Here is an 18,070-nt window from a genome sequence, read left to right as displayed (position 1 = left end):
CCCGCCGGGAGAGGGCAAACAGGATTGCCCGCCGTTCAGAGCCTGAACGCCTGCCCCACTTTCAGCACTGCAGCGATATTGCGAGCGGCCATCCGCACATTGTCGCTGGCATTTTCCAGCGCGTCCTCCAGCGAACAGATGGTATAAATCACGCTGAATACCGCGTCGATGCCGTGATTATGTACCACCCCGACATCCGCCGTCAGGCTACCCGCAATACCGATGACCGGTTTATTAAAGCGTTTAGCCACCTTCGCGACGCCCACCGGCACTTTGCCGTGGATCGTCTGGCTGTCAATGCGCCCTTCTCCCGTAATCACCAGATCGGCGTTAGCCACCTGCTCTGCCAGATGCAGCGCATCGGTGACAATCTCAATCCCCTGACGAAGCTGCGCACCGCAGAAAGCGTAGAGTGCCGCCCCCATCCCACCCGCCGCACCGCCGCCGGCAAGGTTGATGACGTCGATATCCAGATCCCGGGCAATGACCTGCGCGTAATGCGCCAGGGCGTTATCCAGGGTCACAATCATCTCCGGCGTGGCGCCTTTTTGCGGGCCAAAGACCGCGGATGCCCCTTCGTCTCCGGTGAGCGGATTAGTGACGTCACAGGCGACTTCAATCCGGCACTCCGCCAGACGCTTATCCAGCCCGCTCAGGTCGATACGGGCCAGTTTTGCCAGCTCGCCGCCCCCCTGTCCAAGGGGCTGCTCGTTGGTATCCAGCAGCTTTACCCCCAGCGCCTGCACCATGCCGGCACCACCGTCATTGGTGGCGCTGCCGCCAATGCCAATAATAATATGCTTAACGCCCGCATCCAGCGCGTGTCGGATAAGCTCGCCGGTCCCCCAGGAGGTGGTAAGAAGGGGATTGCGTTGCGAAGGCGCGACCAGCTCCAGACCGCTTGCCGCCGCCATTTCAATAAACGCGCTCTGTTCGTCACCGGAAATGCCATAGAACCCGTCCACAGGCTCACCCAGCGGGCCTGAGACAGAGGCATGGACAATGCGCCCCTGCGTCGCCGCCACCATAGCTTCTACGGTACCTTCTCCACCATCGGCGACCGGCAATTTCACAAAGTCAGCCGCGGGGAAAATCTCGCGAAAACCCTGCTCAATCGCGGTGGCTACCTCAAGGGCACTCAGGCTTTCCTTATACGAATCCGGTGCGATAACAATCTTCATAAGCCATCCTTACGCATAGTCATTACGTTAAGCATACACCACGTAAACGACCGCCCATGGGAGCGGTCCCAATGCGTTTATCGTACCATGCACGGGCGTTTATTGTCGAATTTCCAGTCAGGTATCAAATATTGCATGGCCATCGCATCGTCGCGTGCCCCCAGACCATGTTTTTGATACAGCTCGTGGGCTTTCATCACCTGATCCATATCCAGCTCAATGCCCAGACCCGGCGTAGTTGGCACCTGCACCATGCCTCCTTTGATCTCAAACGGCTCTCTGGTCAGTCGCTGATTTCCTTCCTGCCAGATCCAGTGGGTATCGATAGCGGTGATCGTGCCCGGTGCAGCAGCGGCCACGTGGGTGAACATTGCCAGCGAGACATCAAAGTGGTTATTGGAGTGCGAGCCCCAGGTCAGGCCAAATTCATGACACATCTGTGCCACACGCACCGACCCCTGCATCGTCCAGAAGTGGGGGTCTGCCAGCGGAATATCGACAGACTGTAACGACAGGGTGTGCCCCATCTGACGCCAGTCGGTGGCAATCATATTGGTCGCGGTGGGTAAACCGGTGGCGCGACGGAATTCCGCCATCACTTCACGGCCCGAGAAGCCCTGCTCAGCCCCGCACGGATCTTCCGCGTACGCCAGCACGCCTTTCAGTTGTTTACCAATGCGGATAGCTTCATCCAGAGACCAGGCACCGTTCGGGTCGAGCGTGACGCGCGCCTGCGGGAAACGTTTTGCCAGTGCGGTAATGGCTTCCGCCTCCTGTTCACCCGCAAGCACGCCGCCCTTCAGTTTGAAATCGTTAAAGCCATATTTTTCGTACGCGGCTTCCGCCAGGCGCACCGCCGCATCCGGGGTCATCGCGTCTTCGTGGCGGAGTCGGTACCAGTCACATTTTTCATCCGCCTGGTTCTGGTACGGCAGCGGCGTCAGCGTGCGGTCGCCAACGAAGAACAGATAGCCCAGCATTTCCACTTCACTGCGCTGCTGGCCTTCGCCCAGCAGCGACGCAACGTTAACGCCCAGGTGTTGGCCCAGCAGATCCAGCATCGCGGCTTCGATACCGGTGACCACGTGAATGGTGGTTCGCAGGTCGAAGGTTTGCAGGCCACGACCGCCGGCATCACGGTCAGCGAAGGTGCTTCGCACGGTATTGAGGATATTTTTATATTCGCCCAGCGTTTTTCCCACCACCAGCGGAGCGGCCTCTTCCAGCGTTTTGCGGATCTTCTCACCACCGGGGATTTCACCCACGCCGGTATGCCCGGAGTTATCGTTGATAATGACAATATTGCGGGTGAAAAACGGCGCATGCGCTCCGCTCAGGTTCATCAACATGCTGTCATGGCCGGCGACCGGAATGATCTGCATGGAAGTGACTACAGGGGTAGTAAAAGTACTCATCGTTCAATCCTTTTATCAGTGACGTCCAAAAACAGGGCGCTTACGATCAAATGTCCAGCCGGGGATCAGGTACTGCATCGGCCCCGCGTCGTTACGCGCGCCACCTGGCAGTTTTTTATACGCCTCATGTGCGTGATGAACCTGATCCCAGTCAAGCTCAACGCCCAGCCCCGGTGCATCTGGTACGGCAATCTTGCCATTTTTGATTACCAGCGGTTCTTTCGTCAGGCGGGCTTCTCCCTCCTGCCAAATCCAGTGGGTATCAATGGCGGTCGGGTTGCCCGGAGCCGCCGCGCCAACGTGCGTGAACATCGCCAGCGAAATGTCGAAATGGTTGTTGGAGTGACAACCCCAGGTCAGTCCCCAGTCGTCGCAGAGCTGTGCGACGCGAACGGCACCTGAGAGTGTCCAGAAATGCGGGTCCGCCAGCGGAATATCGACCGCGTTCAGCATCACCGCGTGGCCCATTTCACGCCAGTTGGTGGCGATCATATTGGTGGCCACCGGTAGACCGGTGGCACGCCGGAATTCCGCCATCACTTCACGGCCCGAGAAGCCCTGCTCGGCCCCGCACGGGTCCTCCGCGTAGGTCAACACGTCGTCCAGCCCTTTGCATAAGGCAATGGCCTCATCCAGCAGCCATGCACCGTTCGGATCCACCGTGATGCGCGCATCCGGGAAGCGTTTTTTGAGCGCGCGGGCAGTTTCAATCTCCTGCTCGCCGGGCAATACGCCGCCTTTCAGCTTGAAATCTTTAAATCCGTAGCGATCCTGCGCGGCTTCCGCCAGCCGAACCACCGCCTCACCGGAAAGTGTCTCCTGGTGACGCAGGTGGTACCACTCGTGGTCGCCAGGGGAATGCGCCAGATAAGGCAGGTCGGTTTTGTTGCGATCGCCAACGTAAAACAGATAACCGAGCACCGTCACCGCGTCGCGCTGTTTTCCTGGCCCCAGCAGTTCGCAGACCGGGACCTTCAGCGCCTTACCCAGTAAATCAAGCAGAGCAGCCTCCAGCGCGGCGACAGCGTTGACGCGCAGTTCGAACGTCCAGGCGCCTTTGCCGAACGTGTCAAAGTCTGCCGACTGATTGCCCTTGTGCACCCGCTGCACCACGTTATTGAGGCGAGCTACCTCCTTCCCGACGACCAGCGGAATGGCGTCTACCAGCGTCTGGTGGATAACCTCGCCACCCGGCGCTTCCCCAACGCCGGTGTGGCCCGCGGAGTCCGTCAGCACCACGATATTACGGGTAAACCAGGCGTTATGTGCGCCACCGATGTTGAGCAGCATACTGTCCTGTCCGGCCACCGGTATGACCTTCATGTCGGTAATCACCGGGCTTGATTGAGTCGTCATCAGCCGCGCTCCACTACAGGTTTAAGTTCCACTCGCTTGATATCACCCACCAGAACCAGGTAGCTCAGGACCGCCACCAGCGCGTGTACGCCAACGTAAATCAGCGCGCCGTTGAAGGAGCCGGTGGTTCCCACGATGTAGCCGATGGCAATGGGGGTCACAATCCCGGAGATGTTGCCAAACATATTGAACAGTCCACCGCTCAGGCCGCTGATCTCTTTCGGTGCGGTATCCGCCATGACCGCCCAGCCGAGGGCACCGATCCCTTTACCGAAGAAGGCCATCGCCATAAAGCCAATAATCATCCACTCAGCGCTGACGTAGTTACAGAACACCATGGTCATGGAGAGCAGCATACCGAGCACAATCGGCGTTTTACGCGCGATATTCAAAGAGCCTGTACGACGCATCAGCCAGTCGGAAATCACGCCCCCCAGCACGCCCCCTACAAAACCGCAGATAGCCGGGACTGACGCCACAAAGCCCGCTTTCAGGATCGACATCCCGCGCGCCTGCACCAGGTAAACCGGGAACCAGGTGATGAAGAAGTAAGTTAAGGCGTTAATGCAATACTGGCCCAGATAGATGCCGATCATCATGCGCGAGCCGACGAGCTGTTTGATCTGCGCCCATTTCTGGCTGAACGGCACTTTTGCTTTTGCCGATTTCTGATCCATGTTGATCAGCGCCCCGCCTTCAGCAATGTATTCCAGCTCTTTTTTATTCACGCCGGGATGCTGGTTCGGTTCGTGGATCACTTTCAGCCAGACGAAGCTAATGATGATCCCAAGCCCACCCATAAAGAAGAAGACATGTGACCAGCCCACTTCATGCGTCAGCCAGCCCATAATGGGTGCAAAGATCACCGTCGCAAAGTATTGCGCAGAGTTAAAAATTGCCACCGCCGTTCCCCTCTCCTGCGCCGGGAACCACGCCGCCACAATACGGCTGTTACCGGGGAAGGAAGGTGCTTCGGCTAAGCCCACCAGGAAGCGCAGGGTGAAGAGCGCAACGATGATGCCAAATCCGTTGAACACATCGACGAAGCCCTGCAACAGGGTAAATGCCGACCAGATGAAGATGGACCAGAAATAGACGCGTTTGGAGCCAAAACGATCAAGCAGCCAGCCGCCAGGAATTTGGCCTATAACGTAGGCCCATGAAAATGCGGAGAAAACGTAGCCCATGCCAACCGGATCAAGACCGATGTCTTTTGCCATTTCAGAACCGGCAATCGACAGCGTGGCACGGTCACCATAGTTAAAGGATGTGACGATAAACAGCATCACCACTATCCAGTAGCGCGCATTTGTGCGCTTCTCAGCGCTGCTCGCCGCGTGGCTTAATGTACTCATTGTTGCACTCCTGAATCCAGGCTCTCGCCAGTTCATTCTGTACAGCACCGGTAGGGTAACCAGAATGAGGGTTAGTATTTGGCAGTTTTGGTACGGCTTGATGCCGTTTTATAGTGCGCACTGCCTTTTTGATGACTGACCGGAAAAGTATAGGGAGAAGTGCCTCTGTCCCTCACCGTGCATGAACACAACATTGAGGGGTCAATGAGAAGTTGTTTGGGGCATAAGCCCAAAGCAGTGGAAGGTAGTTCACGGAATTCGCCGGAAGGCGGGAGAAAAGCAAAACGGTAACCGACGTTACCGTTTTGTGTTTGCGCTCGCGCCACGTGGGCGCGGGGGCCCGGGTATGCGAAGGGCTGCCCGGCCAGAGGGTTATTTAAGCAGCGTGGCCCAGTGTTCAACCCACGGGTTCGATTCACTCTCTGGCTCAGGGTGTTCACCGGCATCAATCAGCAGCATCTCACCGACGCGTTGCGCGCTCTGTTCCTGCAAAAGCGCATCGAACTGCTTACCGCCACCACAGAAATTGGCGTAAGAACTGTCGCCCAGAGCAATGATGCCGTAGTGAACATCTGGCTGATAGCCAAGCTGATCCTTGATTGCCTGGAAAAGCGGCACGATGCTGTCCGGCAGATCGCCCTGCCCGGTAGTGGAGGTAACCACCAGAATGTATTTATCTTTGTACTTTTCCCAGTCTGCCAGTTCCGGGTCTTCATAGACCGTGGCTTTATGGCCCTGACCTGCGAGTATCGCCTCAGCCTCTTCTGCTACCAGCAGCGAGTTGCCGTACATTGTGCCGACAAAAATGCCCACTTCAGCCATGATGTATTTCCTTGATTATTGCGCTTGCTGTTCATCCTGAACGTTGCCCGATACAAACTCAACCCTTTCATTTTCGGGGAGTTGCCCCAGCCAGCCAAACTGTGACAGGGCCTGCATCCAGACGTTATCCAGCCCCGCATAGAGAGTCAGCGGTTCGCCAGTAAACGGGTGTGTCAGGCTCAGTTCACTGGCATGCAGCATCAGGCGGTCGCAGCCAAAATGTTCGGCAGCACTGCGGTTCTGGCGCAAATCGCCGTGCTTGCTGTCACCGATAATCGGATGACGCAGATGTTTCAGATGACGGCGGAGCTGGTGTTTGCGCCCGGTTTTGGGCAACAGCTCAACCAGACTGTAGCGGGTGGTCGGAAACTTGCTGGTTGCCACCGGCATTTCCGTGGTGGCCATGCCGCGGTAATCCGTCACGGCAGGCTGCGGGCCTTTGTCATCGCGGGCAAATTTATCGGCAATTTTGTCCAGCTCTTCCACCAGCGGATAATCGAGCGTGGCGCTCTCCGTCAGCCAGCCACGAACGATCGCGTGGTAGCGTTTCTGGATCTGGTGCTGTTCAAACTGCTGCGACAGCAGGCGGCCCGCTTCGCTGGAAAGCCCCATCAGCAACACACCGGAGGTTGGCCTGTCGAGACGATGAGCCGTAAAGACGTGCTGACCAATCTGGTCGCGCACGGTTTGCATCACCACCACTTTTTCATCGCGGTCCAGCCAGCTTCGGTGCACCAGCCAGCCAGACGGTTTGTTTACCGCGACCAGCCACTCATCCTGATAGAGGATCTCAAGCGTCATGCATCTTCACCGACAAACACAGCATCCAGCTTTTCCAGCTCAATCAGCATGACATCGCGCGCAGGGTGGGTCGCGTCCAGCGCCATTTCATAATAAGGCGCAACAGCGAACGCCTGCGGCAGCGGGTGGCCGCCGTCGAGCAGCGCGTGCATGCGCGGAATTAATACCCACTGGAGCCATTCGAACGGTGCCAGCGTATCCAGACAGAACGGCTGAGTGCTTGCGAAGGCTTCTGGCTGCGGCGCGGTCTCCTGCCACAGCTGATGTTGGCGCAATAATGCCTCGATGGCGTGCAACCGGGCACGAACGCTATCGTGTTGCGTCATAGTAACCTCAACTGAAAAAGTGAACGGCGCGCAGCATAGCATTGCAGGAGGCAGAAATAAAAAAAGGGAGCACTGTAAAAACAGTGCTCCCGGTTCGTTCCGCAGCAATCCAGCTACAATTCGTGCTCCCTGCTCATCCGTGACAACTTTTCCTGAAGCCCGAAGGCCTGGTCATCCTTCACCTTATGCATCCTGCTCACATCGTCCTGATGTGTTTGTTTCATCCTGAAACGTCCTGGCCATCCTGACCCACCGACCATCCTGACCGGCTCTCATTCTCCCTTCCTGGAGGTGTCCCTTACGCATCCTGCGCGATCCTTTTGCTTCATCCTGAAGCCTTCCTGCAGCGTCATCCTGACGTGTTCCTGGTGAGAAACGCCATCATCCTGATGTTCGTTTCTCGTGTCGGCGTCCTGTCGACACAACTAGAATCCGCTATTCTGCTTCGTCTTACAACCCATGCTGGCAGCGCTGTAAGCCGTCCCGTGCCCCCCTGGACGCGGCGATATCTCATTAACGTATTGAAAAATAGAGTAATGTTAATCTTAATTAAATAAGGCAATACTGAATGATCCAGCGATCTCTCACAACTCTGTAAGAGATCTCTCACACGCGCGATGGCATCGTGGATTACAGAAGTGGCTCAAGTCGGGTGAGGAATTCCGCAAGTGAGGGGGCGAGAGTCTCGCGATTGCGGGTACCGATGGTCTCTTTAACCACTTCACCAGACAGGTTGCAGACTGAGATAACGTCCAGTTCACTGTCCAGCGTGGCAATAAAGAGCGTCGGAGAAAGCTTAAGGCGTTTTTGCGTGACCAGATGACCAATCAGGTTTTCCTGAACACGCTGCAGATCGTCTTCACTCCAGGTCTGCAACAGCGTCAGCGTGATATCAGCAAATCGCGCAGGCATATCCCCTGCAAATTGCGTGGTATAAAACGCGTGAACCGCTGGTTGTACCACAATGTCCATTGCCCGTTCAACCGCATTTACATTTTGCTCACCCGTCGGGGGTTGCGGTTGCCAGATAACGTAATCATCCGGAGAAGAGATAATACATGGCGAAGGTACACCATATAAGTCAGTGCTTTGCGGCCATGTGCCGTGCGTTTCATGCCATGCATCGCAATAGCGGGTCGTGAAGGCAGTGAGGGCATTTGCAGTTTCGATGTCCACCGATTTCTCTCTTCTTGTAAGACAGGATAAACTCAGCCCATAAGTGTACCTGTAAAGTGGCTATGAAACATGTCTTACGAAAATCATCAGGCGTTAACGGGCTTAACGCTGGGTAAATCGACCGATTACCGCGACACCTACGATGCAAGCCTGCTGCAGGGCGTACCGCGCAGTCTGAATCGCGATCCTCTGGGCCTGCGCGCTGACGCGCTGCCGTTTGTTGGCGGTGATATCTGGACGCTGTACGAGCTCTCCTGGCTCAACGCCCGCGGTCTGCCGCAGGTTGCTGTGGGCCATGTTGAACTGGATTATGCCAGCCAAAACCTGGTGGAATCCAAAAGCTTTAAGCTCTATCTCAACAGCTTTAACCAGACCAAATTTGACAGTCAGGAAGAGGTTCAGCATACCCTGGAGCGGGATTTAAGCGCCTGCGCACAGGGCAAGGTGAGCGTGTCACTCTATCGTCTGAATGAGCTGGAAGGGCAGCCGGTTGCCCACTTCAACGGCACCTGCATCGACGATCAGGATATCGCAGTGGATAATTACGAATTCAGTACCGATTACCTCGAAAATGCGGCAAGCGGAAAGACCGTTGAAGAGACGCTGGTAAGTCATTTACTGAAATCCAACTGCCTGATCACCCATCAGCCGGACTGGGGCTCCGTGCAGATCCAGTATCGCGGTCCGAAGATTGACCGGGAAAAACTGCTGCGCTACCTGGTGTCGTTCCGCCATCACAACGAATTCCACGAGCAGTGCGTGGAGCGCATCTTTAATGATATTCAGCGTTTCTGTCATCCCGAAACGTTAAGCGTTTATGCGCGCTACACCCGCCGCGGTGGTCTGGATATCAATCCATGGCGCACCAACACAGACTTTGTGCCTGCCACCGGCCGTCTTGTACGCCAGTAACCTAAATATTTTCGCAATATGCGCGGTCTATTCCGCGCTTTAGGTTGTGAAACGTCGTAAGCCAGGGCTATTGTAATCAACAGGGAAAGACGATAATCGTCCCGTAAGGAGCTCACTTGATTACACATATTAGCCCTCTTGGCTCAATGGATATGTTGTCGCAGCTGGAAGTGGACATGCTTAAACGCACGGCCAGCAGCGATCTTTATCAATTGTTTCGTAACTGTTCACTTGCCGTACTGAACTCCGGAAGCCTGACCGACAACAGTAAAGAGCTGCTGTCCCGCTTCGAAAGCTTTGATATCAACGTGCTGCGCCGCGAGCGTGGCGTGAAACTTGAAGTGATCAACCCGCCGGAAGAGGCCTTTGTGGACGGGCGCATCATTCGCTCCCTTCAGGCCAACCTGTTTGCCGTGCTGCGTGACATCCTGTTTGTTAACGGGCAGATCCACAACGCAGGCCGCTTCCAGCATCTCGACCTGGAAAGCTCGGTACATATCACCAATCTGGTGTTCTCCATTTTACGTAACGCCCGCGCCCTGCATGTGGGCGAAGCCCCTAATATGGTCGTCTGCTGGGGTGGTCACTCGATTAACGAAACCGAATATCTCTATGCCCGTCGGGTGGGTAACCAACTCGGCCTGCGTGAGCTGAATATCTGTACCGGCTGTGGTCCCGGGGCGATGGAAGCGCCAATGAAAGGCGCGGCAGTGGGACACGCTCAGCAGCGTTACAAAGAAGGGCGCTTTATCGGCATGACCGAGCCGTCGATCATCGCCGCTGAGCCACCTAACCCGCTGGTTAACGAACTGATTATTATGCCGGATATCGAGAAGCGCCTTGAGGCGTTTGTCCGTATCGCCCACGGGATAATCATCTTCCCGGGCGGCGTGGGAACCGCAGAAGAGCTGCTCTACCTGCTGGGTATTCTGATGAACCCGGCTAACAAAGATCAGGTTCTGCCGTTGATCCTGACCGGGCCGAAAGAGAGCGCTGACTACTTCCGCGTACTGGACGAGTTTATCGTGCATACGCTGGGGGAAACCGCGCGTCGTCACTATCGCATCATCATTGACGATGCGGCAGAAGTGGCGCGTCAGATGAAAAAAGCGATGCCGCTGGTTAAAGAGAACCGTCGCGACACCGGAGATGCCTACAGCTTTAACTGGTCAATCCGCATCGCGCCAGACCTGCAGATCCCGTTCGAACCATCGCACGAAAACATGGCCAACCTGAAACTGTACCCGGACCAGCCGGTAGAAGTCCTGGCTGCCGACCTGCGACGCGCCTTCTCCGGCATCGTGGCGGGTAACGTGAAAGAGATGGGCATCCGTGCTATCGAGAAGTATGGTCCGTATAAGATTCATGGCGATCGCGAAATGATGCGCCGCATGGATGACATGCTGCAGGGCTTTGTTGCCCAGCACCGCATGAAGCTACCCGGGTCAGCGTACATTCCTTGCTACGAAATCTGCACGTAACATTTTCACTCTCCTGATAAAAGCCGGGCCACGATGCTGTGGGGCCCGGCTTTTTTATTACCGAAACAACTCATAGATATTGCTTATACCTTTTACAAACTATGAAGCCACGCAAACGATTACCTCGTTTTTACAACCGTAAATTATCAGCCTTAAACTAAATTACCTGCCAGAAAATCCTAAAAACCCATTTCTTTACAGCGTAAGACACCTATCTTCGCGGGTTCTCTTTTAGCTCACATGTTGTTGATGGTAGCCTTCGCGCCCGTAAATCCTATTCGATGTTTTTTTAATAGATAAATGGTCTAAAGATGCCCACATCAAAAGTGGATTATTGCAATTGGGATCGGGATCACTGATAGATTCATAACGAGAATGTATCTTTCCGCCCGCCAATAGTTACGGGCGAAAATTATTAAAAAACCGTCACTGAACGAATTTCATATTACCGTCAGGCACTTTTTCATCGGATTTGACTACAAACCTGACAATTTGCTTCCTCCAGGAGATACAGATGGAAACCACTCAAACCAGCACCGTTGCTTCGATTGAATCCCGAAGTGGTTGGCGCAAATCAGATACCATGTGGATGCTTGGCCTTTACGGCACAGCTATCGGCGCTGGTGTATTGTTCCTTCCTATTAACGCAGGCGTCGGCGGTCTGATTCCGCTGATCATCATGGCTATCATTGCCTTCCCGATGACCTACTTTGCGCACCGCGGCCTGACCCGCTTCGTGCTGTCCGGTAAAAATCCTGGCGAAGACATTACTGAAGTCGTTGAAGAACATTTTGGCGTGGGCGCAGGTAAACTGATTACCCTGCTCTACTTCTTCGCGATTTACCCCATTTTGCTGGTTTACAGCGTTGCAATCACTAACACCGTTGAAAGCTTCATGTTGCACCAGCTGCACATGACGCCACCACCGCGTGCCATTCTGTCTCTGATCCTGATTGTGGGCATGATGACCATTGTCCGTTTCGGTGAGCAGATGATCGTGAAAGCGATGAGCATCCTGGTGTTCCCGTTTGTGGCTGCACTGATGGTACTGGCGCTGTATCTGATTCCACAGTGGCACGGTGCCGCGCTGGAAACGCTCTCCCTGAGCAGCGCATCTGCAACCGGTAACGGCCTGCTGATGACCCTGTGGCTGGCGATCCCGGTGATGGTATTCTCCTTTAACCACTCACCGATCATCTCCTCCTTCGCCGTGGCGAAGCGTGAAGAGTACGGCGACGGTGCAGAGAAGAAATGCTCCAGCATCCTGGCGCGTGCACACATCATGATGGTGCTGACCGTTATGTTCTTCGTCTTCAGCTGCGTACTGAGCCTCTCCCCGGCGGATCTGGCAGCAGCGAAAGAGCAGAACATCACCATTCTGTCTTACCTGGCGAACCACTTTAACGCACCGGTCATCGCGTGGATGGCACCTATCATCGCGATCATCGCCATTACCAAATCCTTCCTCGGCCACTACCTGGGCGCACGTGAAGGCTTCAACGGTATGGTGATTAAATCTCTGCGCGGTAAAGGTAAGAGCATTGAAGTCAACAAACTGAACAAGATGACCGCGCTGTTCATGCTGGTCACCACCTGGGCAGTTGCCACGCTGAACCCAAGCATCCTGGGCATGATTGAAACCCTGGGCGGCCCGGTTATCGCGATGATTCTGTTCCTGATGCCGATGTACGCGATTCAGAAAGTACCTGCCATGCGCAAGTACAGCGGTCAGATTAGCAATATCTTCGTGGTTATCATGGGGCTTATCGCTATCTCCGCAATCTTCTACTCCCTGTACACCATGTTCTGATTATCACCCGCGCCGTCTCAGGACGGCGCACTCCTCCCCCTCTGACTGAAAGCAATGGACGCATCATGATTAGCGTATTCGATATTTTCAAAATCGGTATTGGTCCTTCCAGCTCTCACACCGTCGGACCAATGAAAGCCGGTAAGCAGTTCACGGATGACTTGATTGCGCGCGGCATTTTGCACGACGTAACCCGCGTGGTTGTCGATGTGTACGGCTCTCTCTCCCTGACAGGTAAGGGCCACCATACCGATATCGCCATTATCATGGGCCTGGCAGGAAACCTGCCGGATACCGTTGATATTGATGCGATCCCTGGTTTCATCCAGGACGTCAATACCCACGGTCGCCTGCTGCTGGCAAATGGCGAACATGAAGTGGAATTCCCGGTTGATCATTGCATGAATTTCCATGCAGACAACCTGTCACTGCACGAAAACGGAATGCGTATTACCGCACTGGCAGGCGACAAAGCGGTATACAGCCAGACTTACTACTCTATCGGCGGCGGGTTTATCGTCGACGAAGACCACTTTGGTGAAACCAGCACATCTTCCGTTGACGTGCCTTATCCGTACAAAACCGCGGCAGATCTTCAGCGTCACTGCCAGGAAACGGGGCTCTCCCTTTCCGGCCTGATGATGAAAAACGAGCTGGCCCTGCATAGCAAAGCGGAACTGGAGCAGCACTTCACCAGCGTCTGGGAAGTCATGCGCGGCGGTATCGAACGCGGGATCACTACCGAAGGCGTTCTGCCCGGTAAGCTTCGCGTACCACGCCGTGCGGCAGCGCTGCGTCGGATGCTCGTGAGCACCGACAAAACGACCACGGACCCTATGGCGGTCGTTGACTGGATCAATATGTTCGCGCTGGCGGTAAACGAAGAGAACGCTGCGGGTGGCCGCGTGGTGACAGCACCGACTAACGGCGCCTGCGGTATCGTTCCGGCGGTACTGGCGTACTACGACAAGTTTATCCGCGAAGTGAACGCCAACTCGCTGGCACGCTACCTGCTGGTCGCCAGTGCGATTGGTTCACTGTACAAGATGAACGCCTCCATTTCCGGTGCAGAAGTAGGCTGTCAGGGTGAAGTTGGCGTCGCCTGCTCCATGGCTGCGGCGGGTCTGGCAGAACTGCTGGGCGCAAGCCCGACACAGGTCTGTATTGCGGCTGAAATCGGCATGGAACATAACCTGGGCTTGACCTGCGACCCGGTTGCCGGACAGGTACAGGTGCCTTGCATCGAGCGTAACGCCATCGCCTCCGTGAAGGCGGTCAACGCCGCACGTATGGCGCTGCGTCGTACCAGTGAACCGCGCGTTTGCCTCGATAAAGTTATCGAAACCATGTACGAAACAGGTAAAGATATGAACGCCAAATACCGCGAAACATCTCGCGGCGGTCTGGCGATGAAGATTGTGACCTGCGATTGAGCCTTTCAGGAAGCCTCGTTTTGCGAGGCTTCTTCCTGTTTTCCCCACCGCACATAGTTTCCCACCGCTGACAATGTTACCCTTCCCCCATTAAACAGAAGGGAGATTATCTGTGGCTGTTCATTTGCTTATCGTCGATGCGCTCAACCTCATTCGCCGGATCCATGCGGTGCAAGGTACACCCTGTAAGGACACGTGTCTGCACGCGCTGGAGCAACTTATCCGCCATAGCGAACCGACCCATGTGGTTGCCGTTTTTGATGACGAAGCGCGTAACAGCGGCTGGCGACACCAGCGCCTTCCCGACTACAAGGCCGGGCGCGCACCGATGCCTGACGATTTGCATGCCGAAATGCCGGCCATTCGCGCCGCCTTTGAACAGCGCGGCGTTCCCTGCTGGGGAGCCCATGGCAATGAAGCCGATGATCTGGCCGCCACGTTAGCCGTCAAGGTCGCGAACGCCGGGCATCAGGCCACCATCGTCTCAACCGATAAAGGCTACTGCCAGCTGCTTTCGCCCACCGTCCGCATCCGCGATTACTTCCAGAAGCGCTGGCTTGATGCCCCCTTTATCGCCAGTGAGTTTGGCGTCTCGCCGGAACAACTTCCTGACTACTGGGGGCTGGCCGGAATAAGCAGCTCGAAGGTTCCGGGAGTGGCAGGCATCGGGCCGAAGAGTGCCGCCCAACTGCTGACGGATTTTCAGAGTCTGGAAGGGATTTACGCCAGGCTGGACGAGGTCCCGGAAAAATGGCGCAAGAAGCTGGAGGCGCATAAAGAGATGGCCTTTATCTGCCGGGATGTGGCGACGTTACAGACGGATTTGCAGCTGGACGGGAACTTGCAGCAGTTGCGCTTAGAACGTTAAATCGTTTTCAGATGAATCGCCCGGCAAGCAAAACGCCACCGGGCAATGTAACGCGTATTATCGCTCGTCGCGACGTCCGCCGACAGCAGCCCACCAGCGACGAATGTGCACCGTCACTTCTTCGCGGTCGTGATACAGCTGGCGCGCCTGAATCTCCACGTTAATGCCGTGCTCATCCATTTGCGCCTGGATATAGGCCAGGTTTTGCGAGACTTCCTCATAGCGCTTTTTCATCGGTAGCTTGAGGTTAAAGATAGTCTCACGGCACCAGCCGTTCACCAGCCAGGAGGCCATCAGCGCGGCCACTTTTGCCGGCTTCTCAACCATATCGCATACCATCCAGGAGATGTTGTTGCGGGTGGGACGATAGCGGAAACCATCTTCACGCAGCCAGGTGACCTGTCCGGTATCCATCAGGCTTTGGGCCATCGGGCCGTTATCAACCGAAGAGACCCACATGTTGCGTTTTACCAGTTGATAGGTCCAGCCGCCCGGACACGCGCCGAGATCGACCGCGTACATGCCGTTCGCCAGACGCTCATCCCACTCATCCGCCGGGATAAACACGTGGAACGCCTCTTCCAGCTTCAGGGTCGAACGGCTTGGCGCATCTGAAGGGAATTTCAGCCGCGGAATGCCCATGAAGAAGGGAGAGTTGTTATTGGTGTAGGAGTAACCCGTATAGCAGCAGCCGGGGGCGATAAAGAATATATGCACCACCGGACGTTTTGGCGTTTCGTAGTTTGTCAGCACGCCTGCGTCACGCAGTGCAGCGCGCAGCGGTACGGTGAACTTACGACAGAACTTCATCAGCTCTTTGCTTTCGTTGGTGTCCGCGACTTCAACACGCAGCTCGCCACCCTTTTCCACGACGCCCTGTAGCATACCCACAACCGGCGTGATGCGGTCTTCCGGCGGAAGATCTTTTAACAGTTCACCGGCGACAAACATCTGGCGAGCGAAGATCAGTGAGCTGAACGGCAGCTCACGCGCGAGTTTATCCGCATCCTCAGGCTGGTAGCACTCGAATACGACGTAGCCGGCATTTTCTTTAACGCGTGCAAAGCCAAAGACTTCGCGCTTCGCCGCTTTATCAGTAATTTCCGCGGCGCACTCTTTCTCAAACCCCGGGCGACAATATAAAACAACCTTATTCATGAACAACGCCCTTGCGTTTCAGACGGATGGCTCCGATAAACATTAATACCCAACCTGCCAGGAAGCTGACGCCGCCGACAGGTGTAACAAACGCCCACAGGCGTAAATGCGAAAGCGCCAGGCAGTACAGACTACCGCTGAACAACACGGTGCCTAACGCCAGGAATACGCTGCTCCAGTAAAACCAGATGCTGATGCGGCGCTGCATTGCCACCGCCAGCCCAAAAATCGCCAGCGTGTGGAATGCCTGGTATTCAAGGCCGGTCTGGATCCAGCCCATTTCTACCGCCCCCAACGACTTGCTTAATACATGTGCGCCAAAGGCGCCCAGTGCAACAAAAATAAAGCCACTCACCGCGGCAAAAATCAGCATGAATCGGCTGGTCATGTTTAAATCCTAAAGTGATGCGTGCCCGGCACACAAAAGTTACTGTTCATACCTGAAGCGGAATTTTTCTTGCTCACTCGCCGCTTTCGCCAGAATCCACTGTCGGAAAGCGGCTATTTTACCCAGTTCTGCCTGACTGTCATGACAAACCAGATAAAACGCGTTCTTGCTGACCAGCACATCATTAAATGGACAAACCAGACGGCCTGCCTCAATTTCGGACTGCGCCATGACGTTATTCGCCAACGCCACGCCTTGCCCGTGAATGGCAGCCTGTAACACCATTGCGCTGTGGCTAAAAATGGGGCCCTGCTGCACGTTTATATGATTAAGACCTAATTGACGGGTATAAGTTTGCCAGTCACGGCGAGAAGCATCATGTAAAAGCGTATGTCGTGCCAGGTCAGCGGGGGTCTTCAGCGCCTTTTCGCCCGTTAAGAGCAGCGGTGAACAGACCGGCAGCAGATATTCTGCGTATAATTTTTCCACACGCAAGCCTGGCCAGTTACCGCGGCCATAAAAAATGGCGACGTCCACATCATCGGCCAGCTTGTCTTCCTGACGGTCCACCGCCTGGATTCGAACGTCGATTCCCGGATAAGCTGAGTTAAAGCTTGTGAGTCTTGGCACCAGCCACTGAATGGCAAAACTGGGTAATAAACTTACCGTCAGCGCGCCTTTTGCACTGCGGGCCTGCAGCTTGCGCGTGGCTTCCGTGAGCTGGGAAAAAATCTCTTTAATATCCTGAAAATAGCTCTGCCCCTCTTCGGTCAACAGTAATGAACGGTTGCGCCGACGGAACAGCTTAAGGCCCAGGAAATCCTCCAGAGACTTGATTTGGTGACTTACTGCGGCCTGTGTCACAAAAAGCTCATCGGCTGCGCGCGTGAAACTCAGGTGACGTGCTGCTGCATCAAAAACACGTAATGCATTTAGGGGTGGCAATCGCTTCGACATGGTTATCTGGCTTAGATGTTAACGAGATTTAACAAACAGGAAACAATGTTTAACCTATTAGTTTTTTTTATCTGAGCCATTATAATTTGTCCGTTGAGGAACTACCAGCAAATACCTATAGTGGCGGCACTTCCTGAGCCGGAACGAAGAGCTTTTTTCGGAATGCGTGTTCTGAAGGGCTTTTGGCTTACGGTTGTGATGTTGTGTTGTTGTGTTTGCAATTGGTCTGCGATTCAGACCACGGTAGCAACGCTACCAATTTTTCACTTCCTGTACATTTACCCTGTCTGTCCATAGTGATTAATGTAGCACCGCCAATTTGCGGTGCTTTTTTTTCGCCTGCGATCGATTAATGCTCGATTTCTTTCATTTCCTTCACGTCAGTGCGATTAATCTGCTGCTTGTTCCCGTTCGCATCTTTATACGAAATCATACCGGTGTCGTTATCGGTTGTCGGTTTCCCTTCAGAGACGATAGAACGGCCATCGTTAGTATGCATTACGTAGTTGTTACCGGAACAGGCGCTCAGGGCAAAGGTCAACGCACAGGCAGAGATAATGGCGGCTGTCTTTTTCATGCTTATTCTCCTTTAGCAATTAATGCTATTCAAACATCGATTTATAACAGGCTT

The 18,070-nt window shown here is 54.9% G+C and carries 17 protein-coding genes; 5 read left to right on the top strand and 12 right to left on the bottom strand.

Features of this window, described 5'->3' with window-relative positions; all coding sequences use genetic code 11:
• Nucleotides 1-35: 35 nt before the first annotated feature.
• The 8 genes from QE396_RS21655 to syd form a co-directional block, all read right to left on the bottom strand.
• The gene (locus QE396_RS21655; protein ID WP_020883802.1) at nucleotides 36-1,181 is read right to left on the bottom strand and encodes a glycerate kinase; all 1,146 of its coding nucleotides are present in this window, start codon (nucleotides 1,179-1,181) and stop codon (nucleotides 36-38) included.
• 77 nt (nucleotides 1,182-1,258) lie between these two features.
• Nucleotides 1,259-2,596 carry a glucarate dehydratase gene (gudD, locus tag QE396_RS21650; protein WP_309952414.1) on the bottom strand — a complete coding sequence of 446 codons (1,338 nt, stop codon included), beginning with the start codon at nucleotides 2,594-2,596 and terminating at the stop codon, nucleotides 1,259-1,261.
• Between the two features lie 15 nt (nucleotides 2,597-2,611).
• Complete coding sequence (locus QE396_RS21645; protein WP_020883800.1) at nucleotides 2,612-3,952, bottom strand: enolase C-terminal domain-like protein; 1,341 nt, start codon at nucleotides 3,950-3,952, stop codon at nucleotides 2,612-2,614.
• A complete protein-coding gene (locus QE396_RS21640; protein ID WP_020883799.1) occupies nucleotides 3,952-5,307 on the bottom strand; it encodes an MFS transporter in 1,356 nt (451 codons plus the stop codon). Before QE396_RS21640 ends, QE396_RS21645 begins: the two co-directional genes overlap by 1 nt.
• A gap of 372 nt (nucleotides 5,308-5,679) precedes the next feature.
• Nucleotides 5,680-6,129: a flavodoxin gene (locus QE396_RS21635; RefSeq protein ID WP_014171421.1), complete on the bottom strand. Its 450-nt coding sequence runs from the start codon at nucleotides 6,127-6,129 to the stop codon at nucleotides 5,680-5,682.
• Nucleotides 6,130-6,144: 15 nt separating this feature from the next.
• Nucleotides 6,145-6,930, bottom strand: coding sequence for a tRNA pseudouridine(65) synthase TruC (truC, locus tag QE396_RS21630; RefSeq protein ID WP_047366611.1), 786 nt, complete (start codon nucleotides 6,928-6,930; stop codon nucleotides 6,145-6,147).
• Nucleotides 6,927-7,256: a YqcC family protein gene (locus QE396_RS21625; protein ID WP_020883797.1), complete on the bottom strand. Its 330-nt coding sequence runs from the start codon at nucleotides 7,254-7,256 to the stop codon at nucleotides 6,927-6,929. Before QE396_RS21625 ends, truC begins: the two co-directional genes overlap by 4 nt.
• A 630-nt stretch (nucleotides 7,257-7,886) precedes the next feature.
• Complete coding sequence (syd, locus tag QE396_RS21620; RefSeq protein WP_020883796.1) at nucleotides 7,887-8,432, bottom strand: SecY-interacting protein; 546 nt, start codon at nucleotides 8,430-8,432, stop codon at nucleotides 7,887-7,889.
• 69 nt (nucleotides 8,433-8,501) lie between these two features.
• Between syd and queF the strand changes: the two genes are divergently transcribed.
• The 5 genes from queF to xni all read left to right on the top strand — a co-directional run bounded on the left by queF (nucleotide 8,502) and on the right by xni (nucleotide 14,936).
• Entirely contained in the window at nucleotides 8,502-9,344 is an 843-nt protein-coding gene (gene queF / locus QE396_RS21615) for an NADPH-dependent 7-cyano-7-deazaguanine reductase QueF (RefSeq protein ID WP_020883795.1), read from the top strand.
• Between the two features lie 116 nt (nucleotides 9,345-9,460).
• Nucleotides 9,461-10,825 (top strand): nucleotide 5'-monophosphate nucleosidase PpnN, encoded by a 1,365-nt coding sequence (ppnN, locus tag QE396_RS21610; RefSeq protein WP_014171428.1) that lies wholly within the window; start codon nucleotides 9,461-9,463, stop codon nucleotides 10,823-10,825.
• A 514-nt stretch (nucleotides 10,826-11,339) separates the two neighbouring features.
• Nucleotides 11,340-12,635 (top strand): HAAAP family serine/threonine permease, encoded by a 1,296-nt coding sequence (locus QE396_RS21605; RefSeq protein WP_020883794.1) that lies wholly within the window; start codon nucleotides 11,340-11,342, stop codon nucleotides 12,633-12,635.
• A 65-nt stretch (nucleotides 12,636-12,700) separates the two neighbouring features.
• Nucleotides 12,701-14,068, top strand: coding sequence for an L-serine ammonia-lyase (locus QE396_RS21600; protein WP_020883793.1), 1,368 nt, complete (start codon nucleotides 12,701-12,703; stop codon nucleotides 14,066-14,068).
• 112 nt (nucleotides 14,069-14,180) lie between these two features.
• Nucleotides 14,181-14,936: a flap endonuclease Xni gene (gene xni, locus QE396_RS21595; RefSeq protein ID WP_020883792.1), complete on the top strand. Its 756-nt coding sequence runs from the start codon at nucleotides 14,181-14,183 to the stop codon at nucleotides 14,934-14,936.
• Nucleotides 14,937-14,993: 57 nt separating this feature from the next.
• Here xni and rlmM read toward each other — a convergent pair whose 3' ends face one another.
• From rlmM to QE396_RS21575, 4 genes are all read right to left on the bottom strand, one after another.
• A complete protein-coding gene (gene rlmM / locus QE396_RS21590) occupies nucleotides 14,994-16,094 on the bottom strand; it encodes a 23S rRNA (cytidine(2498)-2'-O)-methyltransferase RlmM (RefSeq protein ID WP_020883791.1) in 1,101 nt (366 codons plus the stop codon).
• On the bottom strand, nucleotides 16,087-16,482 hold the full coding sequence (locus QE396_RS21585; RefSeq protein WP_008499646.1) for a DUF423 domain-containing protein: 396 nt from the start codon (nucleotides 16,480-16,482) through the stop codon (nucleotides 16,087-16,089). Before QE396_RS21585 ends, rlmM begins: the two co-directional genes overlap by 8 nt.
• Before the next feature lie 39 nt (nucleotides 16,483-16,521).
• Entirely contained in the window at nucleotides 16,522-17,439 is a 918-nt protein-coding gene (gene gcvA / locus QE396_RS21580) for a glycine cleavage system transcriptional regulator GcvA (protein WP_014171433.1), read from the bottom strand.
• A gap of 349 nt (nucleotides 17,440-17,788) precedes the next feature.
• Nucleotides 17,789-18,016 (bottom strand): YgdI/YgdR family lipoprotein, encoded by a 228-nt coding sequence (locus QE396_RS21575; protein ID WP_003862759.1) that lies wholly within the window; start codon nucleotides 18,014-18,016, stop codon nucleotides 17,789-17,791.
• Nucleotides 18,017-18,070 lie beyond the last annotated feature (54 nt).

Source organism: Enterobacter sp. SORGH_AS_0287 (assembly GCF_031453695.1).
Lineage (GTDB): Bacteria > Pseudomonadota > Gammaproteobacteria > Enterobacterales > Enterobacteriaceae > Enterobacter > Enterobacter ludwigii.
The sequence above is the reverse complement of the archived record's forward strand: the minus strand, read 5'-3'. Positions and strand labels throughout refer to the sequence as shown.

Bases quoted from the DNA above. Each gene is read 5' to 3' on its own strand.
- queF (WP_020883795.1), top strand. From the start codon at position 8,502: ATGTCTTACGAAAATCATCAGGCGTTAACGGGCTTAACGCTGGGTAAA.
- gcvA (WP_014171433.1), bottom strand. From the start codon at position 17,439: ATGTCGAAGCGATTGCCACCCCTAAATGCATTACGTGTTTTTGATGCA.
- rlmM (WP_020883791.1), bottom strand. From the start codon at position 16,094: ATGAATAAGGTTGTTTTATATTGTCGCCCGGGGTTTGAGAAAGAGTGC.
- gudD (WP_309952414.1), bottom strand. From the start codon at position 2,596: ATGAGTACTTTTACTACCCCTGTAGTCACTTCCATGCAGATCATTCCG.
- QE396_RS21625 (WP_020883797.1), bottom strand. From the start codon at position 7,256: ATGACGCAACACGATAGCGTTCGTGCCCGGTTGCACGCCATCGAGGCA.
- QE396_RS21645 (WP_020883800.1), bottom strand. From the start codon at position 3,952: ATGACGACTCAATCAAGCCCGGTGATTACCGACATGAAGGTCATACCG.
- truC (WP_047366611.1), bottom strand. From the start codon at position 6,930: ATGACGCTTGAGATCCTCTATCAGGATGAGTGGCTGGTCGCGGTAAAC.
- QE396_RS21655 (WP_020883802.1), bottom strand. From the start codon at position 1,181: ATGAAGATTGTTATCGCACCGGATTCGTATAAGGAAAGCCTGAGTGCC.
- QE396_RS21600 (WP_020883793.1), top strand. From the start codon at position 12,701: ATGATTAGCGTATTCGATATTTTCAAAATCGGTATTGGTCCTTCCAGC.
- QE396_RS21635 (WP_014171421.1), bottom strand. From the start codon at position 6,129: ATGGCTGAAGTGGGCATTTTTGTCGGCACAATGTACGGCAACTCGCTG.
- QE396_RS21640 (WP_020883799.1), bottom strand. From the start codon at position 5,307: ATGAGTACATTAAGCCACGCGGCGAGCAGCGCTGAGAAGCGCACAAAT.
- QE396_RS21605 (WP_020883794.1), top strand. From the start codon at position 11,340: ATGGAAACCACTCAAACCAGCACCGTTGCTTCGATTGAATCCCGAAGT.
- QE396_RS21575 (WP_003862759.1), bottom strand. From the start codon at position 18,016: ATGAAAAAGACAGCCGCCATTATCTCTGCCTGTGCGTTGACCTTTGCC.
- QE396_RS21585 (WP_008499646.1), bottom strand. From the start codon at position 16,482: ATGACCAGCCGATTCATGCTGATTTTTGCCGCGGTGAGTGGCTTTATT.